18 protein-coding genes are annotated in these 24,138 nt (G+C 47.6%); 9 read left to right on the top strand and 9 right to left on the bottom strand.

Features of this window, described 5'->3' with window-relative positions; translation table 11 throughout:
• The first annotated feature begins 268 nt into the window (after nt 1-268).
• Together ACO1NU_RS06100 and ACO1NU_RS06095 are read left to right on the top strand one after the other, a co-directional pair.
• Nucleotides 269-1,435 (top strand): PepSY-associated TM helix domain-containing protein, encoded by a 1,167-nt coding sequence (locus ACO1NU_RS06100; protein WP_448817581.1) that lies wholly within the window; start codon nt 269-271, stop codon nt 1,433-1,435.
• 11 nt (nt 1,436-1,446) lie between these two features.
• On the top strand, nt 1,447-1,623 hold the full coding sequence (locus ACO1NU_RS06095) for a hypothetical protein (RefSeq protein ID WP_448817580.1): 177 nt from the start codon (nt 1,447-1,449) through the stop codon (nt 1,621-1,623).
• Here ACO1NU_RS06095 and ACO1NU_RS06090 read toward each other — a convergent pair.
• From ACO1NU_RS06090 to ACO1NU_RS06080, 3 genes are all read right to left on the bottom strand, one after another.
• A complete protein-coding gene (locus ACO1NU_RS06090; protein WP_448817579.1) occupies nt 1,616-2,782 on the bottom strand; it encodes a PepSY-associated TM helix domain-containing protein in 1,167 nt (388 codons plus the stop codon). The genes ACO1NU_RS06095 and ACO1NU_RS06090 overlap by 8 nt on opposite strands.
• Before the next feature lie 70 nt (nt 2,783-2,852).
• Nucleotides 2,853-4,100 carry a DUF4374 domain-containing protein gene (locus ACO1NU_RS06085; RefSeq protein WP_448817578.1) on the bottom strand — a complete coding sequence of 416 codons (1,248 nt, stop codon included), beginning with the start codon at nt 4,098-4,100 and terminating at the stop codon, nt 2,853-2,855.
• A 21-nt stretch (nt 4,101-4,121) separates the two neighbouring features.
• On the bottom strand, nt 4,122-6,467 hold the full coding sequence (locus tag ACO1NU_RS06080; RefSeq protein WP_448817577.1) for a TonB-dependent receptor: 2,346 nt from the start codon (nt 6,465-6,467) through the stop codon (nt 4,122-4,124).
• Between the two features lie 318 nt (nt 6,468-6,785).
• On the opposite strand from ACO1NU_RS06080, the gene ACO1NU_RS06075 reads away from it, so the two are divergent.
• A complete protein-coding gene (locus ACO1NU_RS06075) occupies nt 6,786-7,721 on the top strand; it encodes an NADP-dependent oxidoreductase (protein WP_448817576.1) in 936 nt (311 codons plus the stop codon).
• A gap of 13 nt (nt 7,722-7,734) precedes the next feature.
• Here ACO1NU_RS06075 and ACO1NU_RS06070 read toward each other — a convergent pair whose 3' ends face one another.
• From ACO1NU_RS06070 to ACO1NU_RS06060, 3 genes are all read right to left on the bottom strand, one after another.
• Nucleotides 7,735-8,787: a phytase gene (locus ACO1NU_RS06070; RefSeq protein ID WP_448817575.1), complete on the bottom strand. Its 1,053-nt coding sequence runs from the start codon at nt 8,785-8,787 to the stop codon at nt 7,735-7,737.
• A gap of 49 nt (nt 8,788-8,836) precedes the next feature.
• A complete protein-coding gene (locus ACO1NU_RS06065; protein WP_448817574.1) occupies nt 8,837-11,647 on the bottom strand; it encodes a TonB-dependent receptor in 2,811 nt (936 codons plus the stop codon).
• A 91-nt stretch (nt 11,648-11,738) separates the two neighbouring features.
• Complete coding sequence (locus tag ACO1NU_RS06060) at nt 11,739-12,311, bottom strand: pentapeptide repeat-containing protein (RefSeq protein ID WP_448817573.1); 573 nt, start codon at nt 12,309-12,311, stop codon at nt 11,739-11,741.
• Between the two features lie 316 nt (nt 12,312-12,627).
• Between ACO1NU_RS06060 and ACO1NU_RS06055 the strand changes: the two genes are divergently transcribed.
• The 6 genes from ACO1NU_RS06055 to ACO1NU_RS06030 all read left to right on the top strand — a co-directional run bounded on the left by ACO1NU_RS06055 (nt 12,628) and on the right by ACO1NU_RS06030 (nt 19,820).
• A complete protein-coding gene (locus tag ACO1NU_RS06055; protein ID WP_448817572.1) occupies nt 12,628-13,950 on the top strand; it encodes a DUF6089 family protein in 1,323 nt (440 codons plus the stop codon).
• A gap of 98 nt (nt 13,951-14,048) precedes the next feature.
• Entirely contained in the window at nt 14,049-14,936 is an 888-nt protein-coding gene (locus ACO1NU_RS06050; RefSeq protein ID WP_448817571.1) for a carbohydrate kinase family protein, read from the top strand.
• Between the two features lie 63 nt (nt 14,937-14,999).
• The gene (locus tag ACO1NU_RS06045; protein WP_448817570.1) at nt 15,000-16,097 is read left to right on the top strand and encodes a vWA domain-containing protein; all 1,098 of its coding nucleotides are present in this window, start codon (nt 15,000-15,002) and stop codon (nt 16,095-16,097) included.
• Between the two features lie 21 nt (nt 16,098-16,118).
• Nucleotides 16,119-17,627: a sigma 54-interacting transcriptional regulator gene (locus tag ACO1NU_RS06040; protein ID WP_448817569.1), complete on the top strand. Its 1,509-nt coding sequence runs from the start codon at nt 16,119-16,121 to the stop codon at nt 17,625-17,627.
• 19 nt (nt 17,628-17,646) lie between these two features.
• Nucleotides 17,647-18,897, top strand: a complete 1,251-nt coding sequence (locus tag ACO1NU_RS06035; RefSeq protein ID WP_448817568.1) for a metallophosphoesterase — start codon at nt 17,647-17,649, stop codon at nt 18,895-18,897.
• A 23-nt stretch (nt 18,898-18,920) separates the two neighbouring features.
• Entirely contained in the window at nt 18,921-19,820 is a 900-nt protein-coding gene (locus ACO1NU_RS06030; RefSeq protein WP_448817567.1) for a hypothetical protein, read from the top strand.
• Between the two features lie 2 nt (nt 19,821-19,822).
• Here ACO1NU_RS06030 and ACO1NU_RS06025 read toward each other — a convergent pair whose 3' ends face one another.
• From ACO1NU_RS06025 to ACO1NU_RS06015, 3 genes are read right to left on the bottom strand one after another with little or no spacing between them, the layout of a single operon-like run.
• The gene (locus ACO1NU_RS06025; RefSeq protein WP_448817566.1) at nt 19,823-20,512 is read right to left on the bottom strand and encodes a response regulator transcription factor; all 690 of its coding nucleotides are present in this window, start codon (nt 20,510-20,512) and stop codon (nt 19,823-19,825) included.
• A 2-nt stretch (nt 20,513-20,514) separates the two neighbouring features.
• On the bottom strand, nt 20,515-22,185 hold the full coding sequence (locus tag ACO1NU_RS06020; RefSeq protein ID WP_448817565.1) for a sensor histidine kinase: 1,671 nt from the start codon (nt 22,183-22,185) through the stop codon (nt 20,515-20,517).
• Between the two features lie 6 nt (nt 22,186-22,191).
• Nucleotides 22,192-24,069, bottom strand: a complete 1,878-nt coding sequence (locus ACO1NU_RS06015; protein WP_448817564.1) for a S9 family peptidase — start codon at nt 24,067-24,069, stop codon at nt 22,192-22,194.
• Nucleotides 24,070-24,138 lie beyond the last annotated feature (69 nt).

The raw sequence follows: 24,138 nt of genomic DNA, 5'->3' as shown, positions 1-24,138 counted from the left end.
TACTTAGATAATTATACCAATTTGAATGCAAAGGTAAGCAATAATGCGTTTTGCATATTGAGATACATAATCATGGATGAGAACTCCAGCCTGTACAACCTGCTTCCAGCCTGATACTAACTCACCCTACACCGGCCAAACCAAATTGCAGAGAATCATTTACGAATATTCCTTGTTTAGAATTAATTTAAATAATACTTTTGCAATGCTCTGCTACCAGGTACAAACGACTGGTATCCTGCAATAAAAACCCCTTGAAGCAACGCGCATGAAAGCACAAACAATCAAATCCTGGTTCTATGTTCATAAATGGACGAGTCTGATCTGTACAGCTTTCTTGTTGATGCTCTGCCTGACGGGGCTTCCGCTGATCTTTTCTGAAGAGATCCATGAGTGGACGGGAGAAGATGTAGCTGCTCCCAGCCTTCCGGAGGGTACACCGAAGGCTACCATTGATCAGGTCATCCTTAACGCCAAAAATCATCTCCCCGGAAAAGAGATGAAATATATCTACTGGGATAACGATAAATATCCGGGCAAAATGTTCTTCACCCTTGCCGATTCCGCGAGCGCCCCTGAGGAAAAAAACATCTATCTCACGATGGACAGCCGCACAGCTAAGGTTCTGCAGGCACCCGCTGATGATATGGACTTCATGGATATCATGTTCCATCTGCATGTCGACATGATGGCCGGTGTTCCGGGCATGCTGTTCCTAGGGTTTATGGGTCTTCTTTTCACTGCCTCCATTATTTCGGGCGCGGTGCTATATGGTCCCATCATGAAACGGTACGACTTCGGTATGATCAGAACAGAAAAATCAAAGCGGCTGAGATGGCTGGATCTGCATAATGTTCTCGGCATCGTATCGCTTGCCTGGGCGTTCGTCGTCTGCATTACCGGTGTGATCAACACACTGGCTGTTCCTGCAGTGGATGCCTGGAGAGCAGGCGAGCTTGCCGACATGGTTTCTGAATACAAAGATAAACCTCAAATAAAAGAAGGACAGCTTGGATCTCTTCAGGTGGCTATTGACCGAACCCGCCAGGCGGCGCCCGATATGGAGGTTAACTTCATCGCCTATCCGGGCACCCTCTATTCCAGCGATCACCATTACGCGGTTTACGTGAAAGGCAATACGCCTCTCACCTCGCGGATCATCAAGCCGGCGCTGATAGATGCCCAAACCAACGAGCTCACCGATATCAGGGACCTACCCTGGTACCTAAAAACCATCTATACATCACAGCCTTTTCACTTCGGTGATTATGGAGGAATGCCGATGAAAGTACTGTGGGCTCTGTTCGACCTCGCTACAATCATCGTCCTGATCTCGGGTCTTTATCTGTGGTTTGCTCGGCGGAAATCAAAAGAACAACAGCTCAGCAGGATGCTGAGCAATGCAGAAACGGCTAATCTGGTCAACAATCATTAGGCATGTCAAACATGAATAACCATACAGCGCTAAAACTCTGGGGAATGCCCCTGCTGATTGCAGTCATTACATTCGCGGGACTCATATCTGCGATTCTCGGAACCGGAATGTGGCATTACATGTCATGGGTAGCCCTAAGCTACCCCGTTTACATCATGATCAAATACGGTCGTAGATTCTTTAGCTAACAGCCTTCTCCTTTGCCTTTTTCTTCTTCCCGAGCCAGATAATCAAACCGGTAATGGGCAGGCTGGCAGAGATCATGCAAACCAGAAAGGCAATGATCTTCGTGGTGATGCCACCAATTGAACCGACATGCAGATCGTAGTTAATCCGCATGGCCTGTTCTCCTCCATTCGCCCTGGCGTAAGGAATGTCAGCCTGCAACAACTTAAGCGAATGCTGCTCAAACTGCTGTGTCGTCTCCAGGTAGCGTGTCCCCGGCTTTGGATTCACCGTCAGGGTCCAGGTTCCCGACTCCCCTCTCGGGTATCCTATCGTTGCATGCTCATCTTCCAGATTGACCTGCGTCTTTTGTAGCCTGGCATATAGCAGGTCTTCTTCCACCTGGTCATTCAGAGGTGTGAGGGTCGTATCAGACATGACCCGCGTAAATTCCGCTTTCTTGCCTCCCGAGGCCGTCCAATACACTGCATTATTGAACCACTCCATGCCATATACTATACCTGTCAGCGCCAGTACCAATGCAACCACCAGCGAGTAGAACCCGAGCACGTTATGCAGATCGTAATTCAGTCGCTTAAAAGAAGCTTTGAACCGGATCAGGAAACTCTGATTACGACTCCGTTTGGTCCACTTCTTAGGCCACCACAAAACCATCCCCGTTATCAGCGTGATCACAAAGATCAGCGTTGAATAGGCTACAATGGGCTTACCAATCTTTCTGGGAAGCCATAGCTCGTAATGCCCCACAATCATGATCCGGAAAAAATCATCATTCAAGCGCTGACTGTACAAGGCTTTCCCGGTATACGGGTCCACATAGTTCACCAGCAGGTTCGCTCTGTCTCTGTACCAGGGAACAACAGCCGACCTGTCTTTACCGCGATACATGACCGCCGATACGCCCGGTAAGTGATAGGCCTTCTTAACAGAATCTGCCAGTACTGATGGCGGCAGAAAGCTGCGACCCTGCGACTCAGCATGCTGATATGGCTGAAACAGATACCTCCACTCCTCCTCGAAGGTCAGGGCGGCTCCGGTTAGACTGACGATCACTACGACAATCCCGGATATGAGGCCGAGCCATAGATGTAGCCAGGCGGATATCCTGTAAAAAACAGATCTTTTTTTCTTTATCAGCTTTGCAGATGTAATTCTTACCATGGTTCAGAGTAGCAGGCATAAAAAAGTCCAATGCGTTTGAGCTGCATTGGACCTCTGTTTCATTCTTTATTTATTTCAATCTGGCAATACCACCCAGGAAAGTACCTTGAATAACGGCACCTTTCTTTGCGGTTGCGGTCGCGATATTCGTTTGATAGATATTCACCACCCCATTCTGACCAATAGCTGAATAAACTTTGCCATCTTCAATCAGAGCTGCGAAGCTTCTGCCGCCGTCGCCCTTGAAGACAGGTACACCTGCAACCCGTATGATGGTTTTTGCAGATAAGTCTACAATAGCCAGGGTCAGATTAGCATCGCTCCATTTTTCTGTTCCCACTACCGGGTTCGATGGAGGCACAGTCGTAATCGCAGCAAATAGTTTATTGCCGCCGATATATACAGCATGTGCAATCTTTCCTCCATTAGGAGCCGTATCGGTATTGAAGAAGTAATTCGGGTCAAAAACACTGGTACCGTTTGCGATCTTCAGGATACCTGCAGGCTTGGTAGCCTGGCTATAGCCATTGTATATGCTGGAAGTCGACACGGCGTACAAGTCGCCTGACTCCGTTTTGAAAAGACCAGACATGGTATTAAACGCACCTGAAGGACCGGTACGGGTATCTTTAATCACCTTCTGAAGTTGAAAGCCCGGGTAGCTGTAAACCGCTACGTAATTGGTATCGGTATTCTTGGTATTGTAGGTCTGGTAGTCTACAGGGTAAAAAGTCTGGAATACCTGTGATCCCACAACCTGCAAGCCGGTATGGAAAAGCCAGTCCTGAGAACTTGGATGAATGCTGTTCATCGGTACTTCTTTCTTGTTCCCGAAGGTGTTTGCAGCTATATCGAGGGTATAAAATTTTGCATTTAGCCCCGCAGTCGGAGTGGCCGGTAAAGAAACACCCACCATGGTCTTTCCCTTGCCGTCAATATCAACTAACTGGTTATTTGGCAATTCCAATGTCAGTCCTGTTCTGGCAGCAAGCTTATTTTGCGAGTCAACTGTGATGGCATTCACATTCGATACGCCCAGTCCCCCCAAACTGAAGAACACACCGCCTCCAAATGCGTAGTCGCGGTAACCCTCCTGCAACATACCGTTCCCCACCGGCGATATTGTCCCGTTCATCAGGTCGCTGGCCTGCACAACATAGTTCGTCGTTTCTTTCGGCGTAGTGATACCGATACCTAAAGCATAAACCGTATCTTGGCTAACGGGAAGATTATCTGAATCCCCGTCTTTACTACAGGAAACCGCCGCAGACGCTACTACTGCAAGAAGGCTGGCTTTGAATAATTGTCTGAGTTGCATATTCTTATATTGTTTGTTGGATTATTTTGAAAGGAAATATCTGAGCTTCAGGAACAGGGAGCGACCTGGTTTCTGCAGCTTGTAATTATCGAAAAGATCATTGTCTGCCAGATTCCGGCATTCGAGGGATATATTGTATTTACCATTGACGAGCGCGTAGTTCGCCGCCAGGTTATGCGAGAATTGAGCAGGTATAATATCCTGATTGTTACTGCCTAGCTGAGCCGACGTGAAATGGTACTTCTCCACAAAGTTCAGCGAGTAGTTGAGGCTTAGCGTATTTAAGGCAGCACCCACTTTTTGGAAAGTATATCCAAGGTCTGCGTTTCCGAACAGGTAAGGAATATTGGGAATCCGGTACCCGTACCCCAGGTTTGGTGAAGTAACCGTTCCGGTCAGATTCGTGCTCGTCAAGAATTCCTCTTTATCTACAATGTTCTGATAGGTGGCGTTGATGCTTGCCCTGAACGTATTTTTCCAACTATAGCGAAGCTCGCCTTCTACCCCATGTGTTACCACATCACCGATATTGATGTATTGGCGATCTACCGGCTGCGACTGTCTCTGATCAATGCGGATGTAGTCTTTGGAGTTTCTGAACAAGTAGTTAGCCTCCAGTCCGAAGCGGTGATCCTGATCCAGCTCAAATGAGTATAATGCACCCACATTGACGTTATCGCTGTTTTCGGGCTTTAAGGCCGAATTTCTTCGGATATACAGTGCATCGCCCAAGAGCTCTACTGCTTCCGGCAGTCTATAAGTATGCTCATAAGAGGCTTTCATCTGAAGCTGCGGCAAAACAAAGTATGCCGCGGCCGCACCGTAACCTAAATTACTGGTGCTGGTGGAAGTCGCTGCATAGTCCGGAACCGATGTACCATTCTGCACCTGCTCAAACGACTCCGCATTCAGCATATATAACTTGGAGAACAAGGTCGCGGAAAACAGACGCGTCTTATGCTGCGCGGAAAGTCCCATCACATTCTTGTTCAGCTTCTGCGGATACCTGAAGGTCAGGTTATCCGGATTCTCCACATCAGACGACTTCCTTCTGAAGTCGGCCATCACATAGTTAAACGCCAGCGAGTTCTTCTCAGACAGGCGATAAGCGAGATTGGCTGTAAGCAGGGCTTCGTTATCTTTATTCCTGAGCTGCGTTCTATTCAGTTCCGCTGTCGATGTGGGCACAGTCTCCTGAAGCCAGTTATACCTCAGACGAGTGGTATCGATGAACCTGTTGGTGGAGAGATTATAAGCTGTATAAAGGCTTACATCCAGACCCGGTGTAAACAGATCTGTCTTTTTGTATTTCAAGGTAGGGATGAGTGCAGACGACCGGGACGTACGGGCACCGAAAACCTGATCCATCACTACGCCGGTTTGAATATCTTTATCATTACCTGAAGCAATTACTCCCACTAAAAGCTTATCGGCGAACTTCCTGCCCGCTATACCCGCTTCAAACTGCATCGTAGCCGACTCATACCCGTCATGGAACCTTTCCACTTCCTGCTCAGGCAGGCGCTGACCGGCAAGGTCTCCCGATAAAGCGATCGGGCTGACCTTCACTTTATAATTATTATCCGAAAAGTTATAGAAGGCATTAGTACGGAGTGTCAGTTCATTCTTCGGGTTCGTGTAGGCATAGTTCACAGAGGCCTTGTGGGTATTGAACGATCCGAAGCCATAAGAGGCATCCAGATAATTCGGGTTCGAGCGCGTAATCAGGTTGACGGCACCACCCAAGGCATCCGCACCCAGCTCCACCGGCAGCACGCCCTTGTAGATCTCGATCCTTTCGGCCATGTTTGCCGGGATATTATTCAGGGTGAGCGATGATCCGAAGTTATCCATCGGGATTCCATCCAAAAAGAACTTGACCTGCCGGCCTGAAAATCCGTTAAGCGAAAAGGTGAAATTAGAACCCAGGCCGCCGTCCTCCCGGACGCGCACGCCGGCAACCTTGCTCATGACTTGATTCAGATCACCGGATGTATTGTAAAGTCCTTTCAGGTCGATCACATTTACGTTAAAGGCCTGCTCTTTACGGAGCACCTGATCGGTTTTGCCCCTTACCTCTACTTCCCGGAGATCATTCTGACTAATCAGCCTGAAGGTGTTCAGCACCAGACGCTGACCTGGAGAAATCCTGATCTGCAGGACCTGTTCCAGAAACCCTACACGCGAAAGCACCAGTGTATAAGCACCCGAAGGCACCTTCATCTCAAAACGGCCCGCTTCATCCGAATGGCTTATGTATGGGGTACCTTTTAGAAGAATAGTTGCATGAGCTACTGCTTGGCCGCTATTATCCAGAACAAGGCCAGAAACAGAAGAAGATGGACTCTGAGCATGAAGAGAATACATGCACCATGTTAATATGACAACTAAAAGGCTCTTCGCTGCAGATTTTTTTACGTCTTCGGGTAACATCAGATCGATTTGTGATGGCAAATTTATTATTATTATTTAGAATCAATCTAAGATTAGACATATTATTTATACCTAGTTTAAATAAGCTTCTAAAGTATAATAGTCCGAATATGTGGTTATCTCGCTCCTATTGGTTTTTTTGCAAGGAATCAGGGATACGCCTTGCTTCTCTCCGGAACATCCATGCTGCGAGGCAGGAAAGCAGAAGCATTTATGTCGCTGTCTACAGGAATTATCCACTATCTTTAAGTCATGAAAGCAGCTATAATCAACCAATTTGGATCTGCAGAGGAGCTCAGAGTCAGTGAAACCGCCAGGCCGCAAGCAGCAGGGGGACAGGTGATTGTGAAGGTCAAAGCAGCGGGCATTAACCCTGTGGATACCAAGATCCGGTCGGGCAAACACATCAGTTGCAAAGATTTAACCTTACCTGCTGTGCTGGGTAAAGACTTCAGCGGAGTCATAGAAGAGCGAGGCTCCGGGGTAACGGACTTCCAACCCGGTGATGAAGTATTTGGTTGTAGCTTCCCCTCGGGAACTTATGCTGAATACCTGGCATGCGATGCTTCCTTTATGGTGTTGAAGCCTGGCAATCTATCGTTTGAGCAGGCTGCCGGTGTTCCTTTGGCAGCACTTACGGCCTACCAGGCTATCCATGAACATATCCAGCTGCAATCTGGACAGCGTATTCTAATCCAGGCAGCGTCTGGCGGCGTGGGGCATCTGGCGGTACAGTTTGCTAAACTAGCAGGGGCCTACGTTTATGGCACAGCTTCCGGAAACAACCAGGACTTTCTGCGGGAACTAGGCCTGGATGAGCCGATTGATTATAAGAATGAAAAGTTTGAGAACAAAGTATCAGAGCTTGATGCGGTTCTGGAAGCGATGGGCGGCGAAGTGCTTTATCGCTCCATTGCAGCTGTTAAACCGGGTGGCACAGTGGTATGTCTTCCTTCTTCCACCAAGGATGATCCGAAGGCGCTGGCCCTTGCCAAAGAACGGAACGTGAACCTGATCTGGCCGATGATGCATCCGGATAGGGAACAGCTCCAGCTTTTTGCCGGGCTGCTGAATGACGACAAGCTGAAGGTGCACATTGACCGGGCGTATGCGCTGGAAGATATTTCCCGGGCTCATACCGATATGGAATCGCACAAGACCCGGGGAAAACTGATAGTTGTAATTTAAAAGACGCTGAAAATTATCTTCCTTTTTTAATCCGCTCTTCTATAAGCCGCCAATCGTAGTAATGGAAAACTTTGCCATTGCTCATGGCTACGAAGACGCCTTTGGGGAATTTGGATCCCAGGTTGACAGAGGTGACATCTGATCCGTCACTTTCAAGCGTAGAAAAAGGAATTGAGGTCAGCCGGCTATGTTGATGAGGGTTTCCGGGGCTTCCGGAACGGCTATACACGGAAAAACGATTCGCCTGCTGATCTGATATCAGTATGTATCCATCTGTCTCGGTGGTTTTGTAGATGGAGATTCCTTCGACATCTGCTTTGAAGTCTTTGCTGCCGAAGAATGCCAGTTCCTGATTGCCTTTATCCACATCTGCATAGTATTTGTGTACTCCGGCACCTTCGTCTGAATAATAGATATAGCCGTTCTCATTGTCGACCGCGATACTCTCAATCTCCTTTTTACCGCTGAAGGCACCGAACTTTCTAAGCAGCGTACCATCTACCAGGCCTGTGTTCTTATCGTGGAGCTGGTATTGCCAGAGGTAGCTTCCCGAGGGACCGGTTTTACGGCCAACGATAGCAAAGATAGCCCCGTCAGAAGGTCGTGTGTAGAGTGCCACGCCCATGGGATCGCGCTGCGACTCTCCAACAAATACTTCTATCCCCCCGTTATCGAGCGGTTTTAGATCGGGCATTGAAAATACACGAATCTTATTGGTTTCACGTTCCGTGAAAACTGCAATGTCCACTGGCTTAGCGGCTACCTTGAGGCCATAAGCAATATCTATATTGTTAGGTCTCTGGAGTCCTATTACTTTGTTGACGATCTTTCCACTCAGATCAAAAACATAGATACCGCCATTGGTCTCTTTATCAGTACCTACGATAAGGCTCTTTGATGCATCTGCCGGATTTACCCAGATGGCCGGATCATCGGTATCAAATTCGACCTGCTGAGTGATTACCGTCGGGACTAATGCGTCGGGGGCTATTGACCGGGTCGAGCTGCAAGAGCAGAGTAACGACAGGGCCGAAATGACCGGGATGGAGAGAACTTGAAACTTCATATTGAAAGCAGAGGGATGAGCCTCGTTATGGTTAAGTATTATGGATTAATTACATGTCAAACTTGATTCCGAAATTATACCGGGGCTTGTAGAACTCTACCTGCATACTACGACTGTGAATACCCTGGTAAAAGCGCAACGGCTGATTGGTTAGATTATTCGCCTCCCCAAATAACCTCAGCTGCCTGGTGATCTTGTAAGATGCGTTTGCATCGAGAAAAAACTGACTATCGTAATAGCTGTCTTCGAAATTACTGCCTCCCAGTTCAAACACATAAGAATCTGAATAATTGGCGGAAAGTCTCGAGCTGAAGCGCTTGGTTTCATAAGACAGGGAGAAGTTGAACAGGTTGGGCGCGGTACCCGGAAACTTGACGTTCGTACGTTCTTCGCCATCTTCATTAAAGATACCATCTGTATTTGACCGCGTAAAGGTATAGTTTGCATAGATACCGAAGCCCCTCAGAAATCCCGGCAGAAAGTCCAGCTGCCGTTGGATGGCAACTTCAAAGCCGTAAACACTCACAGACCCGCCGTTACGAGGTTGTATAAAGGCGAATTCCTCACCGGCAGGAATAGGATTGCTTTGTCCCGGAAAATCTGCTCCGAACTTAGCGTTGGTATAGGCGCCGTCGCGGAAGCGGTAGATGAAGTTGCGGATGTTCTTATAGAATGCACCACCTGAAACCAGCCCTACTGAACGAAAGTAGTTCTCGACCATGAAATCATAGTTCCATGCATAAGCCGCCTTGAGGTTTTCATTTCCGACATACAGTTCCTTGTCTCCTATCCGGTTGTCGAAATACGGAACCAGATCGAAATAGTTAGGTCGCGCCAGGGATGTCGTTGCCGCCAGCCTGAAGATCAGGTTTTCGCTGGCATTGTACTTCAGGGTGAGGGACGGCATCACGTCGAGGTAGTTGTTCTTATTGGTCACTTTCCCTAAAATGTCTTCTTCGTCTTCTACCACGTATCCAGTATAGCGTAATGACGTATGTTCAAGCCGCGTTCCGAGGATCATGGATAAACGAGTGCTGAGGTCCTGATCCCAACGCACATACCCCGCAGTAATGGTTTCGCGGGCATCATAGTTTGCTGATGCATACTCATCAGGTTTATCCTCCTGTTCAAAGAGTGAAGTATTGCCCAGGTTGAGGCCCCCCAGATAATCTGCGCTGACAAAAGCCCCGGGTACATACTGGCGGCCGGGTTCAAAGTTCTTTCCACTGAAGCTTCGGGCGGGAAGCTGCCCGAAATTATTGAACACATCCTCATTGGCCCCTAGTGGTGTATATTCAAAAAAGTTGTTGTCTCTCTCCTTATTCTTGAGTCGTAGCCGTCCGCCAAAACGAAGCCTTCCTTTCTGTCCGTCAACAATACTGAAAGGCAGCCTCAAATTGATCTTTGCTCCTGACTCCTCTTCTTTCGTGTAATTACGATTTTCTGTGATCTCTGCCAGGCTAAAGTCTGCAGGCATGGTCGCACTTGATGCCACGGGACGTTCAGGATTATTCAGATCAAGGCCGATCTCCTGCTCCTCTGCCGCAAAGTTGATGTAGCGCTCGTTGGGACGAAGTTCACGGGCGTCAGAATATGATAACGTCCAGTCGAGGTCAAGAGCAGAGCTTATCAAGTGCTCGCCCTTAAATGAAAAGTTCTTTACACGCTGATCTTCCAGGCGACTGTTTTTATTTCTGCTGTTACCGATGCCTCCCTTTGTTTCACGTTCCAGTGTACCCGTAAAACCAGTCCCCGCGGGTTTAATGTCTGTGTAGCTTAAGCGATAACGGTTTTCCCGGTCATCCCGCCAGTTATACATTCCATTCAAGCTCAACCTGTTCCTGTCGTCAATTTTAAAATCTGATGCTACGGCAACGCTCCGCCTGATACGCTGTACAAAATACTGACGTATCTCTTGTTCTTTCAGGAATACCTTTCCATCTTTCTCTTTCCATGTCGCTTCGACATCATCAGAACCATAGTCATTATTATTATACGAACCACTTAACACGAGACCTAGCTTGCCTCCTGCAAAGCGGTTGCCGGCAACAAAGGATCCTGTGTAAAGAGCCTTTTCGCGGATGGGATTATAGCCCGAAGACAAGGTACCTGAAAGACGCAGTCCGTTTGGAGCAGCCCTCGTGATCAGATTGACAGAGCCACCGATTGCGTCGGCATCCATGTCGGGTGTCAGCGTTTTGCTGACTTCGATGGTCTGGATCATATCAGAAGGAATAAGGTCCATCTGTATGCGGCGGTTATCTCCTTCGGCAGATGGTATGCGGTCTCCGTTCAAAGACACGGAGTTGAGTTCGGGTGCAAGGCCGCGGATGATGATGTCACGGGCTTCCCCCTGATCGTTCTGCATCGTTATACCCGGTACACGTTTAATCGCATCACCTATGTTAGCATCAGGGAAACGGCCCATCTGATCAGCTGATACGATATTGGTAATATTGGAGTTGTTCCTTTGCTGATTAAGCGCTTTGGCCTGCCCTCTGAGCCTGTCACCCATAATGACTACCTCAGATGCGACGATAGCGCCATCTTCCATCTTAATGATGGTGTTTACCGCTTTGCCTGCCGTTACGGTTACCTCAACAAAGCTCGTTTTATAGCCCAGGTAAGACACACTTACGGTATAGGTACCTCCGGGGACATTCAAGAATTCAAAGTTACCCTGGTTATTTGAAATGGTGTACCGGTTACTACCGCTCAGCTTCAGGGTTGCGCCAGGAAGAGACAGGTTCTGGCTCGCGTCTGTGACCTTACCCGTGATCAATCCTGTTTGCGCTATAGACTGATGTGCAGATCCAAGGGCGAAGGCAATAATTAATATACGACGTAAATAAATCTTCATAAACTCTATTTGGGAACAAGATTAGGTTCCCAGTATGAAGAGGATATGAAGAGTACGTTAAATTTGAGTTTTAGCCTGGTAGTGGCTTTAATTAAACGACATTAATCTGATACCTGGCCAGCAGACCCGCTAGTCCGTGCTGCGAGAAACTTGCCTTTTTAATGACGTTATGCTCCGGATCAATGGCAAATCCATAAGCAGAAACCAGATTAGCGGCTGTTAGATTCGTGGCGTCGAAGAGCGCTCCTGACAGGTCTGTCTGATCGAAAAGGGATTGAGACAGGTTGGTCTTGTTGAAATTGACTTCTTTCATGCTGGTTCTGATGAAGCGGGTTTTCAGCATCTTCTTTCCCAGGAAGGAACTATAATCGAGGATACAGGAGTCAAAGGAGACACTAAACAGAAAGTCCTGGCACTCGCTGAAGTTTACGCCCAGGATCTTCGAATTACGGAAGGTGACATTATTGACCGTGGACTCGCTCAGCTTCATCATAGACAGATTACAGCCATCGAAGGTACAATCCATGAATTTGCTATAATAAAACTCGCTATTGGAGAAGTCGCAATTCACAAAGGTACAGCTCTGAAACTCCCGTCCTTTCACGAGCTTTTCTGCGTAAACGACCTTCTCAAAGGTTTTATCCTCGTGTACAATTCGCTCCATTCTAAGCCTGATTTATGGCTGTCAAAGGTAGAATAATTGAGCAAGCAACTGATAAATCATTTCAAAAACAGCGTTTTACACAATCATCATACAGAGTAAAACCAAACATAACACACTGTTTCACTGACCATTGAACAAAACAAAAGAGAGAACTGAAACCATGAACCGGGAGTGGTGTTGATAACGTGTGTAGAAAAGATGTTACCGAATCGCTCTACATGAGATTTAATGTGAAGCCGCAGAGATGCAAGCTCTTCTCTGCGGAAGGCTCTGTGTAAAAAAGCGGCTTCACCACGTTTTAAATAAATTCAATCTGATGAAAAAAACAAACATTTTTAGATCAGGAGCAGTCCTGACCGCCATCCTGCTATCGGGAGGACTGATGGCTCAGGATCAGCAATCAGGAAGTGATTATGTAAGGCCGTTTGAACCCGGGGCTTTCCGTACCTGGTCGGTGGGAGTACATGGCGGCGCTATGTATCTGGGCTCATTTTTCGGACAAGATGATTACAAAGGCCGGAAGACGGAGTTGGGCTACGGTGCTTACGTGAAAAAGCAAATCCTTCCCTCCTTCGGTTTGCAGGCAAATTATTTCAGAGGAAAGCTATCTGCTAATACCAGCCATTTGAACGGTCAGGATCAGGCTGGGCCGAATGCGTCCTTCTCCACAGATCTACACTGGGCAGCCAGTATCAGTGGAAACTTCACTTTTGCGAACATCAATTTCCGGCAGCGGGAGAATGTGATTCAGCCTTATGCTACTGCAGGGGCAGGGATGGCGGAATACAGACCGACGTACACCAGCACTGCCGGAGCAACAACGGTATCGCACAATATACCCGAGCTGATCATCCCGATTGGTGCGGGTGTGAAGTTCAGAGTTGTGGATGGTGTGAACCTGGACCTGGGGTATACGGTGACCTTTGTAAACTCAGACAATATCGATGGTTATACCAGAGGGGTGAACGACAAATACTCGTATGCTCATGCCGGACTGGAGTTTGCATTGGGCGACAAGCGGAAGCCACAGCTGGCCTCGCATAATATCGTTTCGGATATTGAGCGCGACTACTCCGGCCGTTATGATCAGCTGAAGAGCGAGCTTGATGAACAGAAGGAAAAGAACAAACAGCTGGAAGATAAGTTCAACCAGACCATTGTTGACACCGACAAAGATGGCGTGGTGGACCTTTTCGACAAGTGCCCTGGTACTCCGGCAGGAACAGCTGTAGACGGATCAGGCTGTCCCCTTCCTGAACGCAAGCCCGACGTAAAAGTCTATATCACTGAAGAAGACAAGAAAGTGGTTGCTGAAGCCATCAAGAACCTGGAGTTCGACTTCGGAAAGGCCACCATTCGTGAAAGCTCCTTCTCGAGCCTGAGCCGTGTAGCCGATCTGCTCAAGACAAAGAACTTCAGCCTGAAGCTGGCAGGTCATACCGACGATGTAGGCAGTGCGTCAAGCAATTTGAAGTTGTCTAAATCCAGAGCAGAAGCTGTAAAAATGTTCCTGGTTAGTCGTGGAGCCAACGCCTCACGTATCGAAGCAACAGGTTATGGCGAAGATCAGCCAATCGCTTCGAACAAAACTGAAACAGGCAGACAGCAGAACCGCCGTGTTGAATTCACCCTGTTTTGATTATCCCATTTCTTTTCATTTGCAAAGGCATCCCCTGACGGGGATGCCTTTCTTTTTTGACGGGCAAACATTTAGTTTTACAATGTTATTGTATCTCTATGTTAAAAGCGGTTTGTTACGGTGAGATCCTCTGGGATAAGTTTAAAGATCAGCAGCGCGCAGGCGGCGCACCTATGAACGTGGCACTGCACCTCCATAAGCAGGGTGTAGACTGCAAGCTGATCAGCAGCGTAGGTGACGATGAGTCGGGCAGAACATTGCTGAAGATACTGGAAGATAAGGGCTTCCCAACCGGTCTGGTACAGATACACCCCGTCCTGGCTACGGGCATCGTCGAAGTAGAACTTGATGAGAAGCAGCAGGCTACTTACAGCATTGTTCAGCCGGTGGCCTGGGATGCGATCACTCCAGACGATCAAGCTCAACAAGCCGTAAGTGAAGCAGATGTTTTAATATATGGCAGCCTCGCCTGCCGGCAGGAGGAAAGTCGGGCGACCTTATTGCGTTTGCTGCCCCTGGCGAGGAAGCGCGTGTTGGACCTGAACCTGCGGGCTCCTTATTACGACACCCCTTTGCTGAAAGAACTCGTTGCTTCGGCGGATATCCTAAAGATAAACGAAGACGAATGGAGCCACTTGAGCGAGCTTTATGAGCTTCCACTAACAGATGTGGAAAACTTTGTGGAAAACCTCAGTAAGCTTACAAACACCCCGGTCATCTGCGTGACGCTGGGCGATAAAGGGGCTTTGGTTTTGTTTGAAAGGATCATCTACAGGCATAGCGGCTATAAGGTTGAGGTGGCTGATACAGTTGGAGCCGGCGATGCTTTTCTGGCAACCTTTATAAACGGGCTCCTTAGTGAACTGCCGATGAACGAGGTTTTGCAGAATGCCTGTGCCGTCGGTGCCTTTGTGGCATCTCAAAAGGGTGCGAATCCGGACTATACACTGGATAGGATCAGGCAATCGGATTTTTACACTAGTTAAACATCTTAGCGCACTGAAAATTTTAACTTAGGTTTTACGTTTACCATTTAAGCAAAGGCGATTATGCGGGGTTATCAGTTTTCTAAGTTCATTCCGGAAAAACTTCAGAACAGTGGCTTTGATGGACTACTGAATATTTTTACACAGCTCCTCAACTACACAGCAGGCGATGCGAATGAAGCATTGGCCTGGATGAATGAGCTGGACAAGCAACATCATTTTACGTCCAACGATTATGGGATGGGCGACTTCATTGACGATTTGAAGAATAAAGGCTTTATCAGCCAGGATGATCCACAGGGCAATTTCTCGATTACTGCCAAAACAGAGCAGACGATCCGGAAGTCGGCCCTCGAAGAGATATTCGGTAAGTTGAAGAAATCGGGCCGCGGAACACATAATACGAATACCTCCGGCCTGGGCGAAGAGAAGAATGCCGACCGCAGGGAGTATGAGTTTGGCGATAGCCTCGATCAGATAGACATGACGGCTTCGATTCAAAATGCACAGTTGAATCATGGAATCAACGATTTCAGGATGACGGAGCGCGACCTGGAAGTAGAGGAAAAAGATTTTAAGACACTGACGTCTACCGTGCTGATGATTGACATTTCACATTCGATGATCCTGTACGGAGAAGACCGCATCACACCGGCCAAGAAGGTGGCTATGGCACTGGCAGAGCTGATCAGGACGAAGTATCCGAAAGATACACTGGATATCGTGGTTTTTGGAAATGACGCATGGCCGATCACAGTAAAAGACCTCCCCTATCTGCAGGTAGGTCCTTTTCATACAAATACCTATGCGGGACTGGAGCTGGCTACGGATATCTTGAGAAGGAGAAAGACATCGAACAAGCAGATCTTTATGATTACCGACGGCAAGCCAACCTGCTTAAAGGAAGGAAACCGTTATTATAAGAACAGCATCGGGCTCGACCGAAAGGTGATCAATAAGACGCTGAACATGGCGGCGCAGTGTAAGCGCCTCCACATCCCGATTACAACGTTCATGATTGCGCGGGACCCTTATCTGCAGCAGTTTGTAAGGCAATTTACGGAGGTGAATGGGGGGAAAGCATTTTACAGCTCACTCAAAGGTTTGGGCGAGTATATTTTTGAAGACTATATTAAAAACAGGAGAAAGACAGTACGCTAAAGCACTGTTTTATATAAAGACATGAGTGATTTGTTAAACATAACGACATTCGGGGAGCTTAAGGCCTCCGGCTATACATCCAGAACTCTCAAACAAGAGCTGAGAGAAAACCTGATCGTTCAGCTTCGGAATAAAGCCGAAGGCTTCGAGGGAATTATCGGCTACGAGGATACGGTTATTCCGGATCTTCAAACAGCTATCCTATCACAGCATAATATTTTATTACTTGGACTGCGGGGTCAGGCTAAAACACGTATTGCACGTTTGATGGTCAACCTGCTGGACGAGTATGTACCTTATATTGAAGGATCTGAGTTATTTGACGACCCTTTCAGGCCGATCTCATGGGTAGGGCACCAGAAGATTGAGCAGTTGGGCGACAAGACACCCATTGCGTGGCTTCACCGTTCAGAACGCTACACCGAGAAGCTTGCTACTCCGGATGTAACGGTTGCCGATTTAATTGGGGACGTGGATCCAATCAAGGCAGCGACGCTGAAGCTGACCTATTCCGATGAGCGGGTGATACACTTCGGGCTGATCCCACGTGCACATCGCGGCATCTTTGTGATCAATGAGTTGCCCGATCTGCAGGCCCGTATCCAAGTGGCGCTATTCAACATCCTGCAGGAGCGTGATATTCAGATCCGCGGCTTCAAACTCAGGCTCCCACTTGATGTGCAGTTTGTATTTACTGCCAATCCGGAAGATTATACCAACAGAGGATCGATTGTGACGCCTCTGAAAGACCGTATAGAAAGTCAGATCCTGACACACTATCCGCGAAGCATTGAGATCTCCAGAAAGATCACACAGCAGGAAGCGCTGATCACACCGGAACAAAGGCTGAAGATTGAGTCCGACGGACTGGTGAAAGATTTGGTTGAGCAGATTGCATTTGAAGCACGTAACTCCGAATATGTGGATAAGAAGTCGGGTGTCTCAGCACGACTTACCATCTCCGCGTACGAGAATCTGATCAGCACAGCAGAACGTAGGATGCTGATCAATGGAGAAGAAAGCACGTTCGTGAGGATGTCTGACTTTGCGGGAGTGATCCCGGCCATTACGGGTAAAATTGAACTGGTATATGAGGGTGAACAGGAAGGTTCGGCCAAGGTGGCAAACATCCTGTTGGGAAAAGCAATCAAATCGCTCATGGCTACGTACTTCCCGGATCCGGAAAAGCTCAAAAAGGGAAAAGGTGCTAACCCTTATGCCCCTATTATCAACTGGTTTGATGCCGGGAATACGATCAATATCCTGGATGAATACCTGCTGGAAGATTATAAACGCACACTGGCAGAGGTGCCGGAACTTGGAACCGTGATCAGGAAATTCCATCCGACGCTAAGCCAGAACCAACAGCTGCTCCTGATGGAGTTCCTGCTGCACGGTTTGTCTGAGTTCTCACAGGTGAGCAAATCGGCCCTGGATAATGGCTATACATTTAAAGACATGCTGGGTAGCCTTTTCAACAACGAGTTTGATGATGAAGAGGACGACTACAATGAGGATAACCGTTACTAATTGTCTTATTATTTAACCCATGTCTAATCGTATCGTGCCCCTAATTTTTCTCTGTTTCATACTCCTTGTACTCGATTTATATATTTTCAGGGCGATAAAGTCCATCAGTAAAAATGCGCCACCCCGTAGAGTCCGGCTATTTAGCTACCTGTGGTGGGGTTATTCAGGACTGCTTATCCTGGGTGTTTTCGCTGCGATAATCTTCAATATTTTCCTTTCAGCGAGGGCGGTGATCCTCGTGGCGTTCTTCCTGACATTCGTTACTAAGTTCTGCTTCATTCTCTTTTTGCTGGTGGATGATATACGTAGGGGGCTGGTATGGCTGAAGAGACGTTTGTTTAAGCCTAAAGCTCCATCGGAGCCTGTGAGCACAGCGGAACCCATCACGAGGTCGGAGTTTCTGGTAAAGGCGGGAATCGTTGTTGCTGCTGTTCCACTTGCATCACTTACCTGGGGAATTGTAAAAGGTGGCTACGACTATCAGCTGCGCAGGCAGACGCTACTCTTACCCAATCTGCCAAAGGCTTTTGACGGGATTACCTTCGCACAAATTTCTGACGTGCATTCGGGTAGCTTTTACAACAGACGGGCTGTTTTGGGCGGCGTAGAAATGCTGATGGCAGAGAAGCCGGACTTTGCATTCTTTACCGGTGACCTGGTGAACAATGTGGCTACGGAGATGAAGGATTATCAGGATATCTTCAGCAAGGTGAAGGCGCCTCTGGGTGTGTTCTCGGTGCTGGGGAATCATGATTATGGCGACTATTACTATGGTAAGGAAGACTCGCCGGCTAAACGGAAGAACCTGGCCGATATTAAGAAAGTTCATGGGCTCATGGGCTGGAATTTGCTGTTGAACGAGAACCGCCGTCTGAAAGTAGACGGAGAGGAAATTGGGATTCTGGGGATTGAAAACTGGGGTGCGGGGCGCTTTGTTCGCCACGGCAGACTGGATCTGACGATGAAGGGGACGGAAGATCTGCCCGTGAAGCTGCTCCTGTCTCACGACCCTTCGCACTGGCGCGCCCAGGTGTTGGGCTACACGGATATAGATGCGATGTTCAGCGGACATACGCACGGTATGCAGTTTGGCGTCAGAACGAAGGAATGGCAGTGGAGTCCTGTTGAGTATATCTATAAAGAATGGGCCGGTCTTTATCAGGAACAGCAGCAACAATTGTATGTAAACGTGGGCTATGGCTTCCTGGGCTATCCTGGTCGGGTTGGTATTTTACCTGAAATTACGATATTTGAGTTAAAGAAATCTTAACGACCTAACGTTTAATTGATTATATGCCTTCTGACTCCAAGCCTCCGTCGATAAAGAAAAGCATCAGACATATTGTTGACTGCATTCTGTTCAGCAACGTGTTTATTGCCATCTGCGCCGTTGCCCAGGGATTAGTTACCTATCATTTACTGCAGATCAAGCCTGACAAGCATGTTCTTGCCCTTTTGTTCTGTTCTACGCTGGCACTCTACAACTTCAGCATGCTGATGTCGAAGCCTGCGGATCCACGGCGTTCGCCCTTCAGGAGGGTACGCTGGATCTTTAGCCACTACCGGCTGACGATCACGCTGACGATCATTGCTATTGTGTCGGTTAGTGTGCTGATCTTCTTTTTGAAGATCCCCTCTATTCTGCTGCTCGCGTTCCTCGGTGTTATTTCTATTGCTTATAACCTTCCCCTGTTTACACTAAATGAGCGAAAGTTCGGACTGAGGAACATCCCGGGTCTGAAGCTGTTTTTGATAGCGATCATCTGGTCGTTCAGTTGTGTGCTACTCCCCATAGTGGAAGGTTCAGTCAGGCATCAGGTGAATATTCAGATCGCGGACGCGGTTCTGCTTGTGGGAAAGCGTTTTTTGTTCATTGCAGCGATCACGGTTCCTTTCGACATCAGGGATTTGTTCCAGGACAAAAGCTTCAATTTGAAGACGATACCGGTGATGCTGGGGGAGCGAAAAGCTTATCTTTTCTGTCAGGGGCTGCTGGTAATCTACGTGCTCCTGCTGCTGATGTTCACCAGGGAGTTTAATGCAGATTTTTGGGCACTAACACTTACAGTGGCCCTATCAGGCTGGCTGATACTAAAATCCGAAATAAAGAAGGATGAGTTCTATTATTTCGGATTTCTGGATGGTACTATGCTGTTGCAGTACCTGATGATACTGCTCTTGAATCTGTTCTAAGGCTATTCTGCTACGAAGCGGTAGCCGATTCCGCGTACCGTTTGCAGGTAATGAGGCGTATCGGGATTATCCTCTATCTTCTTACGCAGACGCACAATGTGCATATCGAGTGTACGGGTATTCACGTCTGAGTTGTATCCCCAGACAACCATCATCAGCTCTTCGCGTTTGATAACCTTATTCACATTCTGCAGGAAATATAGCAGGATGCGGTTTTCAAGGATAGTCAGCTCGATCTTCTTACCGTCTTTAACAAGTGAGTGGATATTAGGGAGATGCTCCATGTCGCCGAACTTGTTAACGTCTGACTTGTTGGTGCTCACAATAAAGTTGACCTTGTTCTCGATCAGCGCAACCAGCACGTCCATGTTAAATGGCTTGGTTACATAGTCGGACACACCAAACTGGTAAGCGTCGATCTTGTCTACGTCTTGTGCCTTGGCAGTCATCATGATAATGATCTTTTCAAATCCTTTTTCGCGAAGGCTGGTGCATATTTCTGAGCCCTGTTTTCCTGGTAGCATCCAGTCGAGCAATACGATATCCGGCTGCTCGCCAAGAACAAGCGCTTCGGCTTCTTCTCCGTTGGCGCATTCAATTACCTGATAACCTTCTCCGCTTAAACGGTGAGCTACTAAGAACCTCAGGTTTTCATCGTCTTCAATGATCGCAATCTTTATTTCTTTACTCATATCTATAATTCAAATGGTAATACAACTGTAAACTCGGAACCCTCTCCTACTTTGCTTCTCAGCGTGATGGTTCCGTTCATGAGATTGATCAGCTCTTTGCAGAATGCCAATCCCAGGCCGACACTACCCTGCTGATTATACTGGCTCTGTATCCGGTAAAACTTTTTGAATACATTTTCAGTCTCTGCAGCGGGGATGCCTATACCCTCGTCCCTAAATTTAAACACAATATTTCCCTTTTCGGTATAAACCAGGATATTCAACGTCTTTTTACCGGGTAATGAATACTTATATGCATTATCCATCAGGTTTTGAAAGATACTGGAAAGGAGTACAGGATCTGCTCTGAAGGTGCTGACGGTACCGGTTTCGTAGCTGATGTTGAAATCGGGCAGCTTGATAAAATAGGCGTCAACCATATTCTGGATGAACACGGGGATGTTGATCCGTTCCTTTTTAATGTGGATCGACTGGTTTTCGATCTGGGTGAAAGAAAGGAGCTTATTCATCAGGTCATTCAGCTTATCGGCTTCTTCATCAAGGATCTTCCCATAGTGGTGACGTTCCCTGTCGGAGAGTTCCTTTGCGCTTTTGATATTGTTGCCTGCTATTTTGATGACGCTGACGGGTGTTTTAAACTCGTGAGTGAGGTTGTTGATAAAATCGTACTGGAGACTGTACATCTTTCGGTTGATGTTGAGGTTCCGGTAGATGAGATAGGCAATGAACAAAAGCACCGTATAGATGATGACGATTGCCAATGCTACCGGGACCAGACGATGGTATATTTCTCGGATGATGTGATTGCGCGATGAGCTGAAATGCAGCTTATAATCGGCAAAGGCACCGGTAAGGGGAAGCTCGGTGTTTAACAAGTCGGGATCGGTATTGAGGGACTCATACACGATCGGCGTGATGTGGATATACTGATAGAGCTCGCGATGTGTATTGCGAACATGGAGCTTTTCGGGATCGAGAATGAAAGACACAATGTCTTGCTGGAAGACGGGCGATTCTTCCTGATCTTTCAGCATCAGATCTCTGTAGGTGAGCATATCCTCCTCACGGGGAATGTTCATAAACGTGATCCGGTTATGGGTCACGTGGTAAAATATACTGATGAAATCGGCAGACTGAAGAGGCTTGTTCCCCTCCATAGACTGTACATACAGGGCGAACTTAGCTGCGATGTTTTTGAACTCGTCGAGGCTGCCCCCTGAGGCAAGGCTATTTGCAGAACGCCTGGAAAAGTTGATCGAACTGTTGGGTGTTCCACGTCTATAGTCGTACACCGCACGCGGAAGCATAGAAAAGTGGTTGATGCGGAAAGCACCCGCCTGCCGGTGATTGCTGACTTCTGTATCGTAGAATTCTACCTTCTTGACGAAGGGATATTTGCGGAACACCGTGTCGACATACTTGATGGCCGAGGAGCTGTCCAGATATCCCTGATAGAATGATATTTCGGGAACCCGGTTCTGAAAGAACTCGTTGTAGGGTTTGAGGGTTTCTTCGAGAACATCTATTTTGCGTGTCTCAAACTCGTTTTCGACGTATTTTTCGGTAAGCCGGTGAGCAAGAAACATAGCCACGACAAAAGACACCCCTATCAGGAGAAGAAAAATAACATTCAATGCGCTGTTACGGCGATACTGAAATCTGGCCTTACGCATATATGGTTACTTCTTTAGGTTTTCTGAGAAGAAGCCTTCGAGCTGGCGGTAAAAATCCATTTGTTCATCCTGGGTGATTTGATCGTGCTGCCTTACGACATACGTGATCGGGACCTTTCTATTCTTTAACTCTTTGACGAATTGATTTGTTTCGCTCAGATTGGCACGTGGATTCTTTAGATCCTGAGAGATAAATACAGGGTCTGAGATCTTGTCAGTATGAAAAACGGGAGATACCGCTCTGAGATAGTCGATCTGTTCTTCTGGATTCCCGACCATTTCGTAGTACATCCTCAGCACTGGTTTGTAGTAAGGAGGCACGGCCTTGATATAGGTAAAGAGGTTAACAAAGCCGGATTGGGAGGCTCCGCAACGATATAATTCCGGCTCAAAGCAGAGGCCGTTCATGGCGCAATAACCGCCGAAGCCTGTGCCATAGATGGCGATGCGGTTCTCATCAGCAATACCTTCTTTGATGAGCCACTTTACGCCTGCGGTGATATCATTCTGTATATCGGTGCCCCACTTCTGGAATCCTGCAATCCAGAAGTCCTTTCCGTAGCCTTTTGATCCACGGAAATTTGGCTGAAACACGGCATATCCGCGGTTGGCAAAGAATTGTACTTCGGCGTTGAACCCCCAGGAAACACGGGAAGAAGGTCCGCCATGAGGTAAGACGATCACGGGCAGCTTCTTCGGCTCAAAGCCTTTAGGAAGAGTCAGGTAGCCATTGATCGTGAGGCTGTCGAATGTTTTGTAGGATACGGCCTTCATTTCGCTCATCTGATCCTCAGGTAACGAAGGGTTGACTTTGCTTAGCTCCGTCAGCTTTCTGGCGCGGAGATCGTAGAGGTAATATGCACCGGATGAAACATCGGTATAGCTTTTAACGATGCACTTCTGCTCGGCAGTATCGGTACTGGTTACTTGTATCTGCGTGTTGGGCAGTAAACGTTCAAGGTGGTCAAATACGCGGCGTGCTGAATCGCTCAGGAAGTGCTTTTCCTTCCGGGAGGTTTCGTACCCTGCATAAAGAAGCTGATGACTCAAAGAGGAATATCCGGCGTCTGACACGTCGACGGAATCATGGGAGAATATGACGCGTTCCTCTTTGCCGGAGAGACCGTTTATTTCCACAAGGGCCATCTTGTCTCTCTTGTAGTTGGAGAGTGCATAGATCAGGTGTTTCTTACTTCCAGAGAAGCCAATCGGGGCGATCTTGGACTTGAAGCTATAGGTAACGACCGGCTTGAAGGGCGCGGACTCTGTTTGGCGGTACAGCAGGCTCTCGGTATCACCGTTTGAAGCTATTGCCAGCTTAATTTTGCCATCTTCATCCGCTATCCACTGGCTTATGTTTCCCGGATTCTCTTCAGCGAGCTTGAGCTCACCGGATTTGATATCCAGTTTATAAGCATCGAAAAAGGTAGAGTCGCGTTTGTTCATGGATATGAGCAACTGGTTGTTAACAATTCTGGAGGAATTGATAAATTTCAGGCGCAACTGGCCTTCTGATAATAGCTCACGGAACTTTTCGCCTTCTTTATTGACGACGAAGAGGGAGGTACCTTTCTCGGGATCGTTCTTCATGTAGACGATCTCGTCGTTATTACCCCAGCAGTGGAAGGATATATTATAGCTCGTTTCTGAGCTGATGCGTGTCACTTTGCCGCCTTCTATCTTCTGCACATACACGTTCATGTAGTTTTTGTAGGGTTGCAGGAAGGAGACGTATTTTCCGTCGGGAGACAATTGAAAGGCGGTCTTTTTGGGGTTCTTGAAAAAGTTTTCGAGAGGGATCTTGTCGGCCCGCTGCTTTTGGGCACATGATGCAAATAGAACCAACCACACTAGCCCATAAAATATCTTCAGTTGTATTCGCATATCAAAAGGTACATCCTAAATACAGGTTTTCACTACTAAAATAGAACATTCTCAAGCCGGATTTAGTAA

Source organism: Arcticibacter sp., from assembly GCF_053551015.1.
This window is presented reverse-complemented; position numbering and strand designations above follow the sequence as displayed.